Consider the following 20,540-nt stretch of genomic DNA (forward strand, 5'->3'; position numbering starts at 1 on the left):
ATTTCCACTTTTTCAATCTTCCTTTCATTTCTCATACTCAGCCTTTTTTGATGCCGATTGAGTATATTGCACCACCGCCAATTGCATCGCAGTGATGCATTTTTCTTTTATGACGTTGAATTTTTTCTATTCGAAACCGCATTTATTGTGGCAAGCAATTCCCCCTTCCACCTTGTTGAGCCCATACCCAGCGACTATATTTTTGATCTAACGTGCCTCGTAAGCACTATAAGAAGATGCGCTAATGCATGTTTCGTTGTCGTGAGGGCTGGGCATGATTCACCCGCTTAGTCCACCGTGACCACACTCAAAAGGAGTGATGTCGTGAGTAAACTTACCGCCAAAATGCGGCTCGTGAAGGTATGGGCTATGTTGCCATTGGCTTTGGTCGCCATCAGTTTTTCCGTGCTTGCTGATGAACAGTTCGATGTCGGTAAAGAAAAAGCCAAAGTTTGCATGACCTGCCACGGCGAAAATGGCATATCCAGCATTGAGTCCTACCCCAATCTACGGGGACAAAAAATGACCTACATGATATCCGCCTTGAGAAGTTATCAATCCCGTGAACGCTCTGGTGGCCTTGCGGTATTAATGCACCAACAAGCGGATGCTCTGTCCGAAAAAGATATGACTGATATCTCATACTATTACTCAATCCTCAGTAACGATTCAGAATAAAGGAGCGTCCCAATGTCCGATGCCCCCTACAGCATCAAGGTGGTGAAGTATTTTGTCGTAGCCTCCCTCATTTGGGCGTTTGTGGGGATGACGATTGGGGTCGTTCTGGCCGCACAGCTCTACTGGCCCGTACTAAACTTCGATTCAGAGTATTTCCAATTTGGCCGACTGCGCCCGCTGCATACCTCCGGTGTAATATTTGGCTTTGTGGTCAACATTTTGATGGGGACTTCGCTCTACATTGCGCAACGCAGTTGTCAATGTCCACTGTATAACCGCAGCTTGGCATGGATGGTCTTTTGGGGCTGGCAGCTCATCTTACTGCTGGCGGTCATCTCGCTGCCCTTGGGATACACTACGTCAAAAGAGTACGCTGAACTTGAATGGCCCATCGACATTTTAATCGTTGTGGTATGGGTGCTCTACGCTGTCCTCTTCTTCGGTACCTTGGCACAACGCACCGTTAAACATATCTTTGTCGCCAACTGGTTTTATGCCGCATTTATCATCGTGATTGCGATGATTTTTGTGGTGAACAACCTCGAATTACCCGCGTATTTCATGAAGTCCTATTCTGTTTATGCCGGCGCACAAGATGCCATTGTTCAATGGTGGTGGGGACATAACGCGGTCGGGTTCTTACTGACTGCAGGGGTCATTGGGATGAATTACTATTTCATCCCGAAAGCGGCAGAACGGCCAATTTACTCCTACCGCTTATCCATTATCCATTTCTGGGGCTTAGTGGGTTTTTACACCTGGGCAGGCACCCACCATTTGATTTATTCCTCTGTGCCGGTATGGGTTCAAAACATCGGTATTGTGATGTCGCTGATACTCTGGCTGCCCTCTTGGGCGGGCGCGTTCAACAGCGCGATGACGCTGCTGCAAAACAAAGCCAAGTTGAAAAATGATTACATCCTGCTGTTCTTCTTCTCCGCCATTATTTACTACTGCTTGGCAACGTTTGAGGGGCCGCTGCTGGCTATTCGCTGGTTTAATATGATTGCCCACAATACAGAATGGGTGATCGGCCATGTCCACTCAGGCGCCTTGGGTTGGGTTGGCATGTCAGGCATTGCGGTATTTTATTACTTCATCCCCCGCCTCTGGAATAAAGAGCAGCTGTGGTCGAAACGACTCATCAAATGGCATTTCTGGCTCGCCCATGCCGGTATTTTGTTATACGCCGTTGCCCTTTGGGTCGCCGGGATTGGTGAAGGGTATATGTGGCTTGCGCAAAGTGAAAACGGGCAATTAGTGTATAGCTTTGTTGAGGCCATGAACTTCAAAGCCCCTTGGCTGTTTTTACGCTTTTTAGGGGGTGTGCTATTTGTTCTCGGTTTGGTGCTGATGGCATTCAATCTGTACAAAACATTGCGTGCCCCGGTGATCCTCGAGGCAAAGGAGGCTTGATATGAGTGCTGATTTTACCAAATCTGTGGTGATTCTGATCCTTGTCATCTTTGTGGTCGCCTCTTTCTCGCTGCTGGCATGGGTGGTACCCAACATCCTGTATGACGGCGATTTGAAAGCAAAAAGCCGCGCCAAGCCATTAACGCCGATTGAACTGGCGGGGCGAGACATCTACATCAGTGAAGGCTGCCATGTGTGCCATACCCAAATGGTTCGCCCGCTTGATCCTGAAGTGAAGCGCAACGGCCGCCCGAATGAAGAAGCGGATGACATCTATGAGTTTCCGAATTTGTGGGGGTCGAAACGTACTGGGCCGGATTTGACCAACATTGGACGCAAATATTCCGATCAGTGGCATGCCATTCATTTAATCAACCCGCGCCAAGTGGTGCCGACCTCGATCATGCCCGCCTACCCGTGGTTGTTTGAACAAGCTTTAACCGGTGACCGGATCACCGCCAAAATGCTCACCCTGCGTACCCTTGGCGTGCCCTATACCGACCAAGAGATCGACAACGCACGCTTGCAGGTCAGGGGGAAATCCAAAGGGGAGGCCTTAATACGTTACCTGCAAAGTCTGGGTGTTGACACGTCAGACACGGCCCTAACCACAACACACCTATCGCACACGGAGTCATCACGTGTTGCTCTACCGGTTTCGGCTCCAGCAGCAATTCCCGCTTCAAAACCTGCGGCACTACCACAGGAGGCTAACTAATGGCGACGTTCTGGAACCTTTGGGCCATCATTTGTACTGTGGTGTTTTTCGCCCTAATGGTTGGGGTGGTTGTGCAATACTGGCGCCGCAATCACGAAGCCAATCAAACAACTGTAATCGATACGTTTGATGGCATTGATGAAAACGATGCTCCACCACCGAAACTGTTGTTTGTGGCATACGCGGTGGCGTTCACGCTGTCTCTGGGTTACCTCATTCTTTATCCCGGATTAGGGAACTGGCCCGGCTTGATCACTTGGCAACAGAGCGATGATAAACTCAGTTCGCCGACCACCACCCTCAACGAGCAATTTGAAAGCATTCAAGATACCTCCTTGTCGTCTTTGGCGACTCAACCAGAAATTGTCGCAACCGGCCGAATATTATTTCAAACCCACTGCGCAGCTTGTCACCGCGACAATGCACAAGGGGCAAAACGTTTTCCTAACTTGATCGATAACGTCTGGCTGTATGGTGGATCCGACGAGGCCATTATTCATTCTATTGAAAAAGGCCGTAACGGTGCGATGCCCGGCTGGGTCGATGTACTCAATCCCGATCAAATTGCCAAAATGTCTTATTACATTGTCTCGCTCAACGACCGGCACACCAATGTGCCACCGGTGAAAGTCGAATTAGGTAATGCACTCTTCATGCAATATTGTTCGGCATGCCACGGCAACGGCACCATTGCCAATCAATCACTGGGTATCCCCACCCTTGCGGATGACATTTGGCTGCATGGTGGCAGCATTGAAGATATCCAACACACCATTCGTAATGGGATCAACAATGTGATGCCGGCGTTTGGTGATCAGTTGAGTCACAATGAAATTTTGGCGATGGGGGCATTCATCACTAAAGCCCGGCTTGATGAAGACAAAAAACTGGCGCAGTTTGATACCGCCTCTCTCGAGCGCGGCGAATACCTTGCGCGTGCCGGTGACTGTATTGCCTGCCACAGCGCCGAAGGTGGCGAACCGTTCGCTGGGGGACTCCCTTTTGTGACTCCCTTTGGCACCCTGTATTCCACCAATATTACGCCCCATGTCACCGAAGGGATCGGCAGCTACACGTTTGAGGATTTCAAAGCCGCCTTAGTGGACGGGAAAGGCCAGCACGGCTATTTGTACCCCGCGATGCCCTACACGTCGTATCAGTATGTAACCGAACAAGACATGCAGGATTTGTGGGATTACATGCAATCCATTACGGCGGTCTCGCGCCAGAACAATCACAATAAAATGATGTTCCCGAGTAATATTCGTTTAGGGTTATTAGGCTGGAATATCGTGTTTATGAACACCGCACCGTTAGATTTAACGCTGCCGTCAGCCCTAGATGACAAAGTAGACAACGTCGAGAAATGGCAACAAGGGAAATACCTGGTTGCGGGGTTGGGTCACTGCTCTGAATGTCACACCCCCCGCAATATTGCCCAAGCGCTCGACGAGAAACGTCTGTTCCAAGGCAACATCATTGATGGGTGGAATGCACCAAGCATTACCGCCACTGAATTGTTTGTTGACGGCTGGGATATCACGTCACTGACGGATTTCTTGCATACCGGTCATTCAGATAAAGGCTCAGCGTTTGCTGGTATGGCAGATGTGATTGAAAACAGCCTGAGTTATATGACACGGGATGACATTGAAGCCATGTCTTATTACCTGCTGTCCGGTGACACCAACAATTTATTCTCGGAAGGCAGCCAACGCTTGCAACCGACCGGTTTTACGGACACCGCGTATCAAAGTGACATTTACACCACTTATAACCAAACCTGTGGCGCGTGTCATGGTGAAGATGGTAAAGGGCGCGACCCGATTGCCCCTACCCTACTTAATAACGGGATCATCATGCACCAAGACCCGTTCAATACCATTGCAGTTACCATTCGCGGCTTACAACCGACCTATTTAGACAAAGATCGGAACTTTATGCCGATGGCGAGTTTTGAGGATATTTTGTCTGATCAGAAATTGGCAGAATTGATCACCTTTGTCCGCAATTACTTAGGAGCCAGAGAGAAGCCCGTAACGACTGAGGATGTCAAAGCCGTGCGCGAACGGTTGGAAAAAGCGGGTTACACCGAGGGCCTGCATACCACACCGTACATGTATGAACAGCGCGACGGGACTATTAATATGGATTGAGTTGCGAGTTGCGAGTTGCGAGTTGCGAGTTGCGAGTTGCGAGTTGCGAGTTGCGAGTTGCGAGTAAAGAATAGAGCTAAAAGAAAGGGAAAGGGAATAATAAAAAAACAGCCCATCTGATAGGACAGACGGGCTGTTTTCTTGTATACCGTTGTTACGACAACGGCGAACGATTAGTCGTCTAGCAGATCATCCAAGTCAACATCACCGAAAATATCGTCCCAATCTGGGCCGTCTTCTTCGTCAATATCTAGCTCAAGCGCATCTTCGGTGGATGCGTGCGTGATAGGCAATACGCTGTAATCTTTTGACAAAATCTTATCGACAAAGATCCATTCACAGTCGATCTCTTCTTGGGTGAAGGTCACGGCCATGAAGCCACGATCAACGATGTTCGCCCACTTCAGATCCGTCACCAATTCAGGGAACAATTTCTGAATTTCGCGCATCAACTTAGGCGGCAATGGCAGGTAATGCTCGATACCTGGGGAGCCGACAGATGACGCGGCGAATTCGACACCACAGTTGTTGCCTTGCTTGTTCACCAATTCGCCGGCCCACGCATTGTGTGTATCACCGGCAAAGCTCACGAAAGACTTACCGTATTTATTCATTTGACCGTAAACCCAATCACGATCACGCGGGTAACCGTCCCACGCATCCAGATTGTACGGTGACTTCAGAATGCTTGGATGGCGCGCCGCATCCATGATGATGTTGCCATCAAACGGGGTACGGGTACGGTGCGCTTCTTTCGCGCCCATGAATGCCAATAACAGGTTGAACGGTACATCCATTTTGGTCATCAATACCTGCTGACCCAAGGCGGTCCAGCGGGTTGAATGGTTACGCAGTTCACTTGCGATCCACTGTTTTTGCTTCTCACCCAGCAGTTCATGACCGTCTGCGTACAAGTCTTTCTGTAGCTGATCATAAGCGGCTTGTGGATCCGCTTTGCTATAGTTACCGTAATCTAACTGCTCAGTACGGCCCGTTACACGTGTATCCAGCATTAATAGGTGCACCAGATCGCCGTATACAAAACTACGGTAGATCTCGCCTTCTGCCACCATGTTGTCACGGATTGGCAACCATTCATGGAACGCCTGAATCGCCGCTTCACGACGTGCAACAAAATCACCTTCTTGTGGCTGATGGTTGAATGCGCCATCTTTCCACGTGTTATCCGCAATTTCATGGTCATCCCAAATGTGGATGAACGGCATGCTTGCGTGCAGGGCTTGCAGATCGTCGTCAGAACGGTACTGGGCGTAACGTTTACGGTAGTCTGTCAGCGTAATACATTCGTGAGCGGGTGATGGAACACGGTCAAGTTCAATAGCATGATCACTGGCGTATTCACCCATGCCGTATTCGTAAATGTAGTCACCGATGTGAAGCAAGGCATCAAACTGCTTACGTTTGTGCTGGCGTACAATTTCGCGGTACACGTTAAAGTAACCGGCTGGGTGGTTAGCACACGTGGCAATAGCAAAGCTAACTTTTTCGACATGCTTAACAGGCAGTGTTTTCGTCACACCTGTCACAGACTGGATAAAGTCTACCGAGAAACGGTAATAATATTTCTTGTTAGGAAGCAGGTTAGCGGCATCGACTTTGACAATGAAGTCACTTGCCTGTCGTGCCAGCGCATCACCAGATTGATAATTTTTGCTGAAACGTTTGTCGGTCGCCATTTCCCAATGCACGATGACTTCATCGATTTTCAAAAACGCATCAGGCACAAAACGTGTCCATAGGATCACACGATCAGACAGTGGGTCACCACTGGCAACACCGTGGGTAAAGCCACCATAAACGCGTGGGGTAGCCATGGTTTCAGACTGTTCAATAGCAGAAGGCGTTTGAGTGTGAGCAAATGCACTCGTTACGATACCAGCACTAGAACCTACAGTGAGGCAGCGAATAAAATCACGTCTTTTCATTTTTAATTATTAGTGTGTGTCAATGATGGGCGGAGTATTGGTAAATATCGTAACTGAATCAATAACAAATACACACGCACTTACAAGATACCCTCTCTCACACAGCACTTTTGATTTCTGTTTATATTTAAACGGTTGCTTTAAACCAACCATGAATAAATATAAGCAAGATCTTCTATTTTACTCACATCACTATTCTCTGTTCGTTTCTTATTTATATAAGCGAAGAAGACAAGAGAGAAAGAAAACCACACCAACCATTTAAAATCAACAGCTTAACACAAATCGAGCTATTCACATTTACACATGCCATTTTCATTTTAACTGCTTCTAATCGCGTAGCAGCACAATAACCACAGCACAAAACACACAACATGAACAATTATTGCACTACACTCTCGGATCCATCGAATTGTCTTCATATGAAGATAGTTACAAACTATAAAGGCGTAAATAAATAAAACGATTTCATGCTTGTTTTATTCTAACTGATTTTGTGATCTTCATTCCATAATTTTTTCATTCAAAAACACACATCCATTCATTGTTTTTTTACAGGAAGATTACAGCCATAAAAAAAACGGAAATACTGATGTATTCCCGCTTTTTTCTTTTAGGGTGTGTCCCCCCGCGTCAGAGGGGGGGTCACGTTACAACTTAAATTGCGCCGTGATTACGCGTAGTTCTCCCGCCAAACTCGACAACTCTTCACAAGCGCGTGTCGTCTGCTCAGCACCTTCTGTCACTTCATTGGCCGCCTGCGTGATATGCCCCATGTTGTTGCCTAACTCTTCCGATACCGCCGTTTGCTGTTCAGTGGCACTGGCAATTTGGGTGCTCATATCAAAAATCGTGGTCATCACACGGTTCATATCCCCGATGAGTTCACCGGTACGATTGACCGCATCCACCCCCTCACCCATTTTCTCTACACTGCTCGACATGGTCTTTTCTGCCGCTGTCGCTTGCTCTTGTAGTCGGGCAATGATCGACCCAATCTCTCCCGTCGATTGCTGTGTACGTGTTGCCAACGAACGCACTTCATCGGCCACCACCGCAAAACCACGACCTTGTTCACCAGCACGCGCTGCTTCAATCGCTGCGTTCAATGCCAATAAGTTCGTTTGGTCTGCAATGCTGTTAATCACATCCACAATCGAACCAATGCGCTGGCTTTCTTCCACCAGCTTATGCACGGTATCTGTTGTCACATACATTTCTTCTTCAACGGAACGGATCGCGTTAACCGAAACATGAATCGCATCACGTCCTTCTTTTGCGCTTTCTGCTGCACCATTCGTCTCGTGCGCTGAGTTCTCCGCATTTGACGCGATATCAGCAGAGGTAGCGCGCATTTCATCCATTGCAACCGTCAATGAATTCAGTTGATCCTGCTGACTACGCATACTCACCGACGATTGCACCGAGATAGCACTGACTTCTTCAGAGGCACTGCTCAACTGCGTGCTGGACTCCACTATCTGCTCGACAATCGCATGGATATTCATGCGCATATTATCGATTAAGCGAGACAGTTCACCCATTTCATTATTACCGTCATCAACAGGCTTCGGACTCAAATCTTTGTCACTGATCGCCTGTGCCGCTCGGATCGGCAGTTGTAACTGCGCATGCAGGTTATGCACAACTAACATAGACAATAACACCGCCAAAGCCGACGCGGATAACAAGGCACCAATGGTTAGATTATTGGTAGTACTATTGCTTGCAAGCAACTCATCCGCAAATTCAAAGCCAGCGGCGCCTAATTGATTTTGCAGTACATCTAACTCACGATTAAATGATTGGCCCAATTCCAATGACGTCGTGTGAGCCTGTCGGTACGCGGGCAGATCACGATCTAACATCATCAATGCTTCTTGATAACGTATTGCGGCCTTCAGCACACGGCCTGTGGCGGCATCCTGCCGATTTGTCTCCAGAATGCTGATGGCAGAATGAATACGTTTTATCGCATTGGCTAAGTAGGTCTCACGCATACCTGCCACGAAACCATTATAATTTAGACGAACAGAGGCGATTTGGTTCATGGCTTTCGTTGCTTGGCTAACCCATTCTTGTGAATAACTAGCACTGGTAATATGTAAGGAATAAGAGTCAAATTCTTTCCCTGACCCAGTAATACCGTGCTTCACGGCATCATCTAAAGTATAGAAATAATCAAACATCACCTCCGCCTGACGGGCGTAGTCCGTAACTAATCGCTTGATCGCTTTTTCTTCTGTCGTGGTAGGCACATAGCTTTCTGACATGCTCACCAACGCATTGAATTGATTTTTTGTACGGTCAATCAGCTCAATATTACGCGGGTTTGACCACGTTGTTGCCAACCCAACACGCGCTTGCCAAATGTTGAGACCAAATGTGGTTGCGGCTTGCAAATTCGTCACACGCTGATCCCGTTCTTGACGGTACGTTTGCTCTGTGTTGCTGTGGTTGGCATACAACCATAATGAAAGGCATAAAATCACCGCGCCCGTCATTAAACTGGGCAACAAGACCGACGTGCGAAAACCAAAATCTTTTAATCTGACAGCAAACATATCCTTTTTCACCTATAGAAATAGACATATTAATAGAGACGACTATCCAACGTCGCAAAAGATACAAGCGCTAAAATGCACCTGCATTAAGAGAATGAGAGATAATATAAATAGAACAGCGTTATTATTGTGACATCGACCGCAATTAACAAGCAAACATTGGTTGCATATTGCAAAAAAAGGCTTTAAAAACGACAAGTTATCATGACTACCATACGTAAAAATCAACCACTATTCCTTTTGCGGATACTTTATATATTGATAAAGTGCACCCTGTGTTATGGGATGTCTTAATCAATGCAAAACAAGAAAGCAAATAGAAAACAAAAAAATACATACAAACAAAAAAAGCTTGAAGCGAATAACGCCTCAAGCTTTTTTATGCGGCTTATTTCATTAATACTGTAATTGGTAATTCAAGGTGAAGGTACGCCCTCGGCCTTTATAGTCAAACATCTGCTCAGGGCCATAATAGGCATACCACCCTTTCGCGCGCTGTCCCCACACTGTGGTGTAGCTTTCATCCAGCAGATTTTGGATACCAAAGCCGAGGCTTCCGACCGGCAGATCAACGGTCCCGACCACATCAAACACGCTGTAGCCGTCTATTTTCCCGTCGTTATCGTCCGTGAGATCAAACAAAGTCTGATTTTGCAGCTTCAAAGCATAGTTATCTTGCTGCCACGTTACCCATGCGCCCGCTTTCGATGCACTGGCATAATTGATAGAAAGCTTGTTCCAATCGCCATCCGCATCTTGCTCTTCCGAGCGCACCCAATGGCCGTTTAACCCTACCTGCCAATTGTCCGTTACCCAGTAGGCCACTTCCGCTTCTGCCCCATAAATGCGTTTTTTGGCCTCTTTGATATTTACATTCAGGGTTTTTCTATCAAATTTTACGATTTTATCGGATTGCGAATAATACAGTGCCGCTTGCAGGATTAACGCATCACCCGCCTGACGATACCCCAATTCATAACTGTTGGTTTTCACCCCAGACAGCTTGGAATCATTCACATTCACGCTGTCGGTCAAGGTATAATGGCCGTTCGCATCCGGCGAGCTGTATTTCCCGACCCCGTAATATTTCGCCGGATCAGACAAATCGAACCCTTGTGCGAAGTTCGCCCAAACTTGTTTGTTTGGGCTGAGTAGATAAATCGTACCGAGGTTAAACAAGCCGATGTTATAGCGGGTTTCGCCACCTTGTACTGCGTCCGCAGAGGTGCCTTGGCCAAAGGCGATCTCACGCTGTATTTTGGCATCCACAAAATCATCGACCTGGTTATTCATATACTGATAGCGATAGCCGCCTTCAACGGTCCAATCCTCCGTGATCGCAAAATCCGCCTGAATAAAACCGGCGACCGAGGCCACTTCCGTGCCGGGGTAACGGCCAATGGTCGCTGCCGTTCTATTCACTAACCCACCGGTGTCATAGCTGGTTAGGCGATCAAACAAGGCCTGATCACTGTCGAGTTTATCGAGGTAGCTGTCTACGCCATACGTTAACGTAAAACGATCCATCGACTTGATCATCGCCGCGCGAAAGCTCAGTACATCGGTTGTCTGTTCAGAGGCCGCCAAGTATTGACCATAGATGAAGGGAATGAACGACAGCGCTTCACGACGATACGCAGCTTGCACTAATAAATCATGCGAAAAAAAGTCAGCATCGTGATAACTGGCGTTCAACATCACCCGCTCAGTCGCACCTTGGCGGTCTGATTCGTAGCCATCACGTATTTCAATCACATCCGTATCGGCGGGGTTGCCGGTAATATTGTTGGGCGCACCCACCAAATCCTGCCCGAAATAGATCCCATATGGGCTGTCTTGCTTGCTGTGATAATACTGCGCGAGCAGATTAATAGTTTGTGTCTCTGAGGGGGTGATCACCAGCGTCCCCATCGCATCCACCACTTCGTTAAACTGCAGCGAGCCTTGCGTGATATCCGGGACAATCAGATCGCCATTGCCATCGTAATACCCTTTCGTTTTACCGTATACAATCGACGCGCGACCTTTTACCTGATCGTTACCGCCACTGACAGATTGCGCCAATTTATAATCCACATCCTCACTGCTGTTAAATCCGGTGGTGGTACTGGCATAGCTTTCAAAAGCAATATCGGCACTGTCTGCGGTTTTGGTGATAATGTTAATCACGCCCCCAGTCGCCCCGGCACCATAAATGGCTGTCGCACCGGATAGCACCTCAATGCGTGCGATATTGAAAGGATCTATGGAATCTAATTGACGACTGATCGTGCGCGACGCATTCAGCGACACCCCATCAATCATCACCAGCATGGCTCTGCCACGTAAGTTCTGACCATAGTTGGTTCGCCCCTGACTGCCCACATCCAATGACGGCACAGCGGCCGATAAAATATCCGCGAGGTTTTTGCCCCCACGGTAATCTTGTGCGATTTGTTCGGCATCGATGTACCATACCGTACCCGGAATATCACTGATCTGCTTCGGTACACGGCTGGCCACGACCACCATTTTCTCTTGCTGGTACACAGGCTCTTCCGCCATAACAGGCAACGCGGTGAGGCTGCCCCCACTGACACCGAGCATGGCGATCATCAACGGGCTGACTGCAAACGTCCTTGATTGCTTTAACATCTTTTCTCAACTTCTTTTCAAAATAAACGAACAAGGGCACGCACTGTGCTTACCCTAAAAAACAGTCGCGAATGCTAATAACTATCATTTCTATTTACAAATTTAAGCACGGATATTTCCACAAAAAAGCCAGCTCTGGGAGCTGGCTCAATGATTATCCTCGTCACTTTCACGATTTTCTTAATAAGTAGATAAAATACCCCCCACCGACGAGGGACGCCAATAAGCCAGCCGGAAATTGCCATGGAAACCAAAGGTTTCTGCCAAGCCAGTCTGCCAGTACCATGACGATGCCCCCCAATAAACAGGCGATAACGAGCTGATCACGCGCCCGATACTGCCCTAAGGCTTTAGCCATGTGCGGAGCCAGCAAGCCAATGAAACTCAATGGTCCCACCACAAGGGTGGCCAAAGCCGTCAACATGGCGGCGATAAACATCAACAGCAGCCTGACCCGGTAGCCGTCGACCCCCAATGCGTTAGCAACGACCTCGCCCAGCCCCATCAAATCCAGCCACCGATGGCAGAGGATTAATCCGCCGCCCAGCACAATCACCCCCACCAGCAACACAAGCGCGTCATTGCCCGACGCCAGATAGGTTGACCCCGATAACCACGCCATCAAGGCGTGAACATTCTCTTGCCCAGATGACATGGCAATGCGGATCAGTGCATCCATCGCGGCACTTAACCCAATGCCCGTCAGCAGGATTTGCGCGGGCGCAAAACGGTGTCGTCTGCCGCTCAGCCATAACATGATCATGACCGAAAATGCGCCCAAGGTGCCCAGCAATAATTGTCCACCCCGCCCTGTCGTCATTCCCAGCATGGCCCCGCATACAACCGCCACCGCCGCCCCAGCACTGATCCCCAACACTTCCGGACTGGCCATGCCATTGCCCGTCACCCGCTGAATCACCGTGCCAGCAAGGGCAAGGGCGACGCCTGCCATCAAGGCCACCGCAATGCGGGGAAAACGCAGCGCCAGCACATTGGGCGACACACTGATCTGCCAACCGTACTGACTGTTGCCGACCATGAGGCTAAGCCACAACACCCCAGCCAACACAACCAGCAAGCCAACACCCACAGCAATCACGCTGCGCGGGTGATACTGTTTCATGCCTTCGGGTTCTGCCTTCAAACTGGCAGCCAACGACTGACGGTGTAATAACCACAACAGACACGGCGCGCCCAACAGCGCAGTCATGGCACCGGTCGGCAGCAACTCACCACCGACACCGGAAAACGGCTGAATACACAGATCTGCCACCAGCAATAAGGCCGCGCCAATCAGCGCACTGGTGAGCAACCGCATCAGCAAGGTGCGGGCGCCCACTAACCGCGCCAACGCAGGGGCGACCAAGCCAACAAAACCGATGATACCGACCTGACTCACGACGGCTGCGGTCATGAACACCGCCGCGACAATGCCCATCCCCCGTAACCATGCCACCCGTCCCCCTATGGAGGTCGCCACCGCGTCACCCAATTGCAATAGCGCCAGCGGTCGGCTGAGCAAGACCAATAACACACTGGGTACCACCAGTAGCGGTAACAACTGCGTGACCCCTTGCCAGTCATTCTGCTCTAACGCGCCCGCCCCCCATATAAACAGGCTGGTTAACTGCTGTTCATTCATGAGCATCAACATCATATTCAGCGAGCCAAAAAACAAACTGACCACCATACCCGCCAACACCATTTGCAACGGGGCACATCCCCGCGAAGCGGTTAACAAGAACACCAATCCCGTCGCCGCCAAGCCCCCGATAAACGCCAACCAATGCGCATCTATCGCCAGCGAAGCAGGCAGATAGAGCAACCCCATTGCTAACCCCAATTCGGCCCCCGCCGCCACGCCTAACGTGGTGGGCGAAGCCAGCGGGTTTCTGAGCACGTATTGCATCACACACCCCGCCAGCGCTAACCCCGCCCCGCATAACAGGGCCATCGCGATACGCGGCAGATAGTTGAAATGCACAATCACTTGCCGGTAATCGCTCAAGTCAGGCGCGAACACCGCGTGTTGCCACGCAACAAGGGGCATCTCAAACGGCAATCGCTGAACGATTAACAAGCCAATTAACAGGACAATTAACAAGACAATTAGCCCTGTCACGAGCATTATCCCAGTGATCGCGTACACGCTCCTATACCGACCTACCGCTATCCGCGGTGTGACTCTCTGGCCACTCACCTTATCGACGTTCATGATTAGCCTGCCCCGCGGTTAACGTGCCTGTTATTGACGAGTCTTTTATTGAAGTGCCTGGAATCAAGGTGCTTGTTATCAGCGTATCTACCATCTGCGTGGCTAAGCGTTCAGCAGAATGCAACCCGCCAAACGTCCAAATGGGGGGTAGTGAAAAAGCCCGTTGCTCACGATGAAACGCCATCGCTTGCCATAATGGCGTCGAGAAAAATGCCGCCTGTTGCGCCGCATCCATCGGCCCTAAATACACCATATTGGCCTGCTGGTGGGTGGCGATTTTATCCAGCCCTACGGCCGAAAAGCCCCAAAGGTTGGTCGACGCCTGCCAACTATTGGTCAGCCCCATGTGTGCCAGCGTATCGCCCGCCATCGAGCCCGCGCCCTGTACCCGCAAATGTTTCTCCCCAATAAAGCGCACCACCAATAACGGCCGTTCGGCTAACCCCGTGTCTGTTAATCGGCGTCCCTGTTCCTGCAAGTGCGTGCGGGTTGTGTTGATCACCTGCTTGGCGAGTGCCGTTTTTTGCACAATCTCACCCAGTTGTTGGGTGATCCGTTCTGCCGTTTGATAGGGCTGTTTTGTCGGTCCATACAGGCTCAACACCATCGTGGGGGCAATGGCCTCAAAATGGGCAAAGGCGGGAGCCAATGACTGATTCATGATGATCAGATCCGGCTGTATGTGCGCCAACAATTCCAGATTCGGTTCACGGCGCGAACCCAGATCGATCACGCTCTGCGGTAAAGGCGGCGACCCAACCCAATGTTGATACCCATTGGCATCCGCAACGGCATAAGGGGTGATCCCGAGGGTCAATAAGGTTTCCGTTAACGCCCAATCTAACGCAACAATTTTTTCCGGCACCGCAGAAAGCGACACCGTCCCCATCTCGTGTGAATAGCTTTTCATTGCTTGGGATTGCTTAAGGCTTTGGCTTTGGCAAAACAGAGGGCTGGCACTGATCATCAGTAATAGCACCGTGCCCCACATACGCATCCTGTGCATGGGTGACTCCTTGTCTTTTCTCTCGTTCAATTAGCGCACATAGCTGATCGGCAAGCCGGTATCGGGATGCGAAAACAACCCCAACGGCACACCGTATATTTCGGCCAACTGCGGGGCATTCATCAGCTCGGCGGGACTCCCCTCTGCCAGCACACGGCCAGAATGCATCGCCACTAAGTGATCACTGAAACGGGCCGCCATATTGATATCATGCAGCACCATCACCACCGTGAGCCCTAGTTGCTGATTTAAGCGTCTTATCAGCGATAAGAGCTCATATTGGTGCGCCACATCCAGCGCCGAGGTGGGTTCATCCAACAAAATACACTGGCTGCGCTGGGCCAATAGCATCGCAACCCAGGCACGTTGACGCTCACCACCGGACAAGGTACTGACAAAGCGTTCAGACAACGCCTCCAACCCCACCCGCTCAATGGCCTCATCAACATAGTGGGCATCGTCCGTGTTGTAGCGTCCCATCACCCCTTTCCACGGGTAGCGACCAAAGAACACCAGCTCCCGCACGGTCACACCGTCCGTCACGGGGGGATGCTGTGGCAGGTAAGCGACCTGTAATGCAAAATCTCGCGCGGCATACGTGGCGATATCCCGCCCTTGGCAAGAAACACTGCCCGAGGTCGGCGCGTGTTGACGACTGAGCAATTTCATCACGGTCGACTTACCACTGCCATTGTGACCCAGTAACGTCGTCACTTTGCCTTGTTCAATCTGTAAGGAGGTGGGCTGGAGAATACGGTGTTCGCCAATCTGAAACGTGGCGTGTTCAACTTTAAACATGGTTGGCTTTGCTGCTCCCTCATTGATGTCGCGAGGACTCCTTCCTCACGAGCGAATGAAAATGATAATAATTCGCGAACGAATTGTAATGGAAGGCGCAGCGGATGTCATGGGGGTGGAGACTCACTTCTGCCCCAATACTTCTTTGAGTATTTCAAACTTGCAATAGAAATTCTAATGCTTGACAAACACATCTTAAAGCCAGATAGTTAAGGTAAAGTAACTACTTTTTTCGGCGTAGGGCAGTAAATGAGTAATTTAACGCAAGTAATTGATAGGTTCTATCATGATATGGCTATCAATGATTTAAGAATAATGAATAGCTCCCTAGAAGAATCTAAACTGAGTTACCATAGCATTTTATATTTAGACATCATCATGGCTTATCCTGGAAAGTACACAGCATCTGAAATTGCAGATCTGTTGATGGTTGCTCGTCCTGCTGTAACACAAAAAATAAATGCGTTGGAAAAACTCAATTTAATAAAGAAAGTTCAGTGTAATCGCGACAAACGAAAACATTACTTGTATCCAGACTTAGAAACATTCCCCGAAAAATCACAGTACAATCAAAACGATGATTTTGTTGAGAACAAGCTTAACGAAGTTTATTCACAAAGTGAGTTGGATAAATTTTGCGAAATATTAGGTGTTGTCGGGGAATTGTATAAAGATAAATAATTTAAGGTTGATTTTTTATGGACATTAAACAACATAACAGTGTTGCTTGGGATAAAGATGATGGATTTGAAGAATGGAAAAAGCCAGTATCATCTGATGCCATAAGAGATGCACGAAACGGCATCGCAGATGTTCTTTTAACCAACGCTAAACCTGTTCCTTCAGATTGGTATATGCCAATTAAAGACAAAAAGGTGTTATGTCTCGCTTCTGGTGGCGGTCAACAGGCTCCTGTTTTCGCGGCAATGGGTGCAAACGTAACAGTAACAGATCTGAGTTTAGGCCAATTAAACAAAGACAAGTTTGTTATGGAAAGAGATAACCTCACAATGGAGATAATTCAAAGAGACATGTGTGATTTATCAATATTTGAGGATGATTCATTCGATATGATTTTCCACCCTATATCAAACTGTTTTATTGAGAACCCGAACCTCGTATGGTCAGAGTGCTATCGAGTGCTCAAAAAAGGAGGGTTATTATTATCAGGGTTTGTGAATCCATTGCTCTATCTCTTTGACTTAAAATGCATGGAGAAAGGTGAACTTAAAATCACAAATACGATCCCCTATTCAGATATTGATCAGCTTCCCGAGGAACAACTTCAAGAAAGGATTAATAATAACGACACAATTGAGTATGGTCATACTCTTGAAACCCAAATTGGTGGGCAAACTTCTGTAGGATTTGCAATCGTTGATCTTTATGAAGATATCAGCCATGACGAAGTTTTAGATAGACACATTAAAACTAGTATGGCTACCAAGGCAATAAAATTAGTTTAATACATTGAGATATACCGGCGTGAGTCACCAGCTATAATGCACGACTCTTATAAATTCAACCAAATTCATAACGGCCGTGAACATCCTGACGTACAACAAGATAAAAAGTTATTTGCAATTGTGTAGAAGACGACAAAAATTTGCCTCTCAATTAGAGGCTCTGCCATCTTTTTTATAATTAATCATGAGCTAAATTAGCAAGAGCGCAACTCAGAAATGTTTAATAGCAAGTTTGAATAAAGCTCATCAATACCACAAGGCCGTCACAGAACGGCCTTGTCGCAAGGCGACTCCATACACGTTACGAAAAACTTGAAAACACCATGACTTTTTTCAATGTCGGTTGGTAAAAAAGGATCGCGTCACCGCCACCATCGACATAAGTACCGTATTTAAAACACCCGAGATATAAAAAGTCTAAGCCTAATTTTTCACTATGATACACAATTTCTCTGGATGTGAATTCGTTGTACTTTTTTTCATACGCTTCTTCATCGAATTCATCCTCGTCTTCATCATCATCGAGATCGAAAACCACATCAAAATATTGTCTCAGTGCTTCGTTATCTTCATCTCTAAACATTTCATCCCAGTTACAACCGAGAGCAGGTTGCCCGCCTAATTCAAATAAAGACTGACTCTTATTCCCTTCTATTAATTGTGACGTTACGGCTTCGTGCTGTTGATAGAAATCACGCACTTGATCAAAATATTCACGATAGGAATCGAAATCTCCACCGATGTCACTGATGTCTTCCTCATCGACTTCCCAACCGAGCTCAGTCAATGAATAAGACATATATGGTGTACTACCCACAAATATACTTTCAGAGATAGGCAATGCAATCAATACACTCTCTTCACTGGAATCATCAAACACCGAGCATGATAATAAGCCAATAGGCAGTAATTGATTCTCGTTATAAGTTACATCATTTTTTGTTGGAAACGGGGTATATTCATCGGTTTTGGTCGTTATATTTTCATAAACAATTTTTATCGGTGTTGTTTTAATGTCAATCGCCATATTAGGTACTCAGTTAAATGAATTTGACATTGATTTTATCGAAAAATAAAAATCGTTATATTTCTATTTCCACAAAGATGATGAACAAGCGGTGTATTTTGGACAATAATAGAGGCGGTTCACACCTTTATTTGAAATATGAAAAGGTGTGATTAATCATTAACTATTCATGGCTTTTACGGGGATTCAACCAATCACTTTCACACGGCCAACCGCGCCGCTTTCTAAGCGCACTTTAATGCCGTGCGGGTGGTTCGGCGAGTTAGTAAGCAAGTCTTTCACGATACCCGCCGTCAGGGTGCCGCTGCGTTGGTGTTCTTTCAGTACGATTTTTACTGCCAATCCTGGGTGAATATTGGCGCGTTGTGTTCCACTCATATTACTGCCTTCTTGTTTGATTGCGAGTGACGTTACCCAGTCACGTTAACGGGCTGGGTAACGCCTAAACGCAGTGCTTAGTGCTTCAACCAGATATCTGATTTATTCTGCATCTGCTTCTTGCGCTTTTTCTTGCCGGTACCGGCCGGTTTTGCCATTGGCTTGCTAGCCGCTAGCATCTCTTCGGTCACAGTTTCATCCAGCTCAAAGCCTTTCACTTGCTCGCGTTCAAGACGGATTTTGTTCTTCTTCTCGATCACGGTGAAGTGATGGAAATCTTCATAATCAATCAGTGACAACGCAAGACCCACTTCACCGGCACGGCCGCTTCGGCCAATACGGTGGATGTAGTCTGACGGGCTACGCGGCAAATCAAAGTTGATTACCACTGGCAGCTTTTCGATGTCTAGGCCGCGGGCTGCGATGTCGGTAGCAATCAGCACGTCAATTTCACCGGATTTAAACGCGTCAAGAATACGGGTACGGTAGCCCTGCCCTTTATCACCGTGGAAGACTTCCGCTTCAATGCCGCGCTTATACAGTTTGTCAGCCAAGTGCTCACAGCTGTTTTTCGCGTTCACGAACACCAGCGCTTGTCGCCATTGATGCTCTTTAATCAAATGCGCCAATACCGCCGTTTTTTCGCCTTTATTCACGTTAAACACACGCTGTACCACCGTGCTGGCGTCGTCACTTTGTAGCTGTACTTCGATTGGATCATTCAGCAGCTCTTGCGTTAGTGCCTGCACTTCTTCCGGGAACGTCGCAGAGAACAATAGCGTTTGCTTTTGTTTCGGCAATTGCCCAAGCAGTTCAGACAGCTCTTCGGTAAAGCCAAGGCTTAGCATGCGGTCGGCTTCATCCAGCACCAAGGTTTTTACCTTGTCCAGCTTGATGGCATTGCTTGAGATAAGATCCAACAAACGACCAGGAGTGGCGACCAGAATATCGGCACCGCCACGTAGTGCCAGCATTTGTGTATTGGCAGACACACCACCAAACACACAAACGGTTTTAATCGCACCGTTAAAGTGCACGGCGTAAGACTTAACGCTGTCAGCCACCTGCTTCGCTAGCTCACGCGTTGGCACCAAAATCAACCCTGACACATAGTTGCCTTTGCTGCTGTTTGTGTTGGCGGTCTGCTTTTGCGTAAACAGTTCCTGCAACATCGGCAATGCAAAAGCCGCCGTTTTACCGGAACCGGTATTGGCACCAGCGATAACGTCGCGCCCCGCTAAAACACTTGGGATCACTTGCGCTTGAATCGGCGTAGGCTGTTGGTATTCTAGCTCTGTCAGGCGGGCTAACAAAGGCTGAATAAGGGCAAGTTCCGTAAAGGTGGTTGGCGTTGTGGCTGTAGTCATGGAGAAATAAAGGCTCTAGCTAAAATAATGGCGTGCATCTTAGCGTATTTAGCCCTTCGACACCTTATTTTATCGAAAACGATGATGATATAACCGAAGCGGTGAAGCGAGGAGTTAACGTAAAACAGGGAAATGATGCTTGGCACCGCGTATTACGGTACCAAGCATGCG

Annotated in this window: 14 protein-coding genes and 1 pseudogene; 6 read left to right on the plus strand and 9 right to left on the minus strand. The window is 48.2% G+C overall.

The features are described from left to right. Positions 1 to 369: 369 nt before the first annotated feature. From ACSF8W_RS01805 to ACSF8W_RS01820, 4 genes and pseudogenes are all read left to right on the plus strand, one after another. Positions 370 to 678, plus strand: a complete 309-nt coding sequence (locus ACSF8W_RS01805) for a c-type cytochrome (protein ID WP_500844983.1) — start codon at positions 370 to 372, stop codon at positions 676 to 678. A 12-nt stretch (positions 679 to 690) separates the two neighbouring features. Then, positions 691 to 2,094: a cytochrome-c oxidase, cbb3-type subunit I gene (ccoN, locus tag ACSF8W_RS01810; RefSeq protein WP_500844532.1), complete on the plus strand. Its 1,404-nt coding sequence runs from the start codon at positions 691 to 693 to the stop codon at positions 2,092 to 2,094. 1 nt (position 2,095) lies between these two features. Beyond that, a pseudogene (locus tag ACSF8W_RS01815) lies at positions 2,096 to 2,689 on the plus strand (cbb3-type cytochrome c oxidase subunit II); the annotation flags it as partial. A gap of 122 nt (positions 2,690 to 2,811) precedes the next feature. After that, positions 2,812 to 4,968 carry a c-type cytochrome gene (locus ACSF8W_RS01820; RefSeq protein ID WP_500844534.1) on the plus strand — a complete coding sequence of 719 codons (2,157 nt, stop codon included), beginning with the start codon at positions 2,812 to 2,814 and terminating at the stop codon, positions 4,966 to 4,968. Between the two features lie 173 nt (positions 4,969 to 5,141). Here the strand turns inward: ACSF8W_RS01820 and ACSF8W_RS01825 are convergent, their stop codons facing one another. The 6 genes from ACSF8W_RS01825 to ACSF8W_RS01850 all read right to left on the minus strand — a co-directional run bounded on the left by ACSF8W_RS01825 (position 5,142) and on the right by ACSF8W_RS01850 (position 16,131). Next, positions 5,142 to 6,914 carry an alkaline phosphatase D family protein gene (locus ACSF8W_RS01825; RefSeq protein WP_500844535.1) on the minus strand — a complete coding sequence of 591 codons (1,773 nt, stop codon included), beginning with the start codon at positions 6,912 to 6,914 and terminating at the stop codon, positions 5,142 to 5,144. A 650-nt stretch (positions 6,915 to 7,564) separates the two neighbouring features. Then, entirely contained in the window at positions 7,565 to 9,478 is a 1,914-nt protein-coding gene (locus ACSF8W_RS01830) for a methyl-accepting chemotaxis protein (RefSeq protein ID WP_500844537.1), read from the minus strand. 396 nt (positions 9,479 to 9,874) lie between these two features. Further along, complete coding sequence (locus tag ACSF8W_RS01835; protein ID WP_500844538.1) at positions 9,875 to 12,112, minus strand: TonB-dependent receptor; 2,238 nt, start codon at positions 12,110 to 12,112, stop codon at positions 9,875 to 9,877. Positions 12,113 to 12,281: 169 nt separating this feature from the next. Continuing rightward, positions 12,282 to 14,240 (minus strand): Fe(3+)-hydroxamate ABC transporter permease FhuB, encoded by a 1,959-nt coding sequence (gene fhuB, locus ACSF8W_RS01840; RefSeq protein WP_500844985.1) that lies wholly within the window; start codon positions 14,238 to 14,240, stop codon positions 12,282 to 12,284. A gap of 73 nt (positions 14,241 to 14,313) precedes the next feature. Continuing rightward, positions 14,314 to 15,333 (minus strand): ABC transporter substrate-binding protein, encoded by a 1,020-nt coding sequence (locus tag ACSF8W_RS01845; RefSeq protein ID WP_500844540.1) that lies wholly within the window; start codon positions 15,331 to 15,333, stop codon positions 14,314 to 14,316. 30 nt (positions 15,334 to 15,363) lie between these two features. Further along, on the minus strand, positions 15,364 to 16,131 hold the full coding sequence (locus tag ACSF8W_RS01850) for an ABC transporter ATP-binding protein (protein ID WP_500844541.1): 768 nt from the start codon (positions 16,129 to 16,131) through the stop codon (positions 15,364 to 15,366). Positions 16,132 to 16,380: 249 nt separating this feature from the next. Here ACSF8W_RS01850 and ACSF8W_RS01855 point away from each other — a divergent pair, with 249 nt between their 5' ends. Further along, positions 16,381 to 16,812 carry a MarR family winged helix-turn-helix transcriptional regulator gene (locus ACSF8W_RS01855; protein WP_500844543.1) on the plus strand — a complete coding sequence of 144 codons (432 nt, stop codon included), beginning with the start codon at positions 16,381 to 16,383 and terminating at the stop codon, positions 16,810 to 16,812. A 17-nt stretch (positions 16,813 to 16,829) separates the two neighbouring features. Then, complete coding sequence (locus tag ACSF8W_RS01860; RefSeq protein WP_500844545.1) at positions 16,830 to 17,597, plus strand: class I SAM-dependent methyltransferase; 768 nt, start codon at positions 16,830 to 16,832, stop codon at positions 17,595 to 17,597. Between the two features lie 301 nt (positions 17,598 to 17,898). On the opposite strand, the gene ACSF8W_RS01865 is transcribed toward ACSF8W_RS01860, so the two are convergent. The 3 genes from ACSF8W_RS01865 to ACSF8W_RS01875 form a co-directional block, all read right to left on the minus strand. Then, positions 17,899 to 18,624: a hypothetical protein gene (locus tag ACSF8W_RS01865; protein WP_500844546.1), complete on the minus strand. Its 726-nt coding sequence runs from the start codon at positions 18,622 to 18,624 to the stop codon at positions 17,899 to 17,901. Between the two features lie 186 nt (positions 18,625 to 18,810). After that, the gene (locus ACSF8W_RS01870) at positions 18,811 to 19,002 is read right to left on the minus strand and encodes a YwbE family protein (RefSeq protein WP_500844547.1); all 192 of its coding nucleotides are present in this window, start codon (positions 19,000 to 19,002) and stop codon (positions 18,811 to 18,813) included. Positions 19,003 to 19,079: 77 nt separating this feature from the next. Continuing rightward, on the minus strand, positions 19,080 to 20,369 hold the full coding sequence (locus ACSF8W_RS01875) for a DEAD/DEAH box helicase (protein ID WP_500844549.1): 1,290 nt from the start codon (positions 20,367 to 20,369) through the stop codon (positions 19,080 to 19,082). Between the last annotated feature and the right edge of the window lie 171 nt (positions 20,370 to 20,540).

This window comes from Photobacterium sp. 270122K (genome assembly GCF_059941365.1).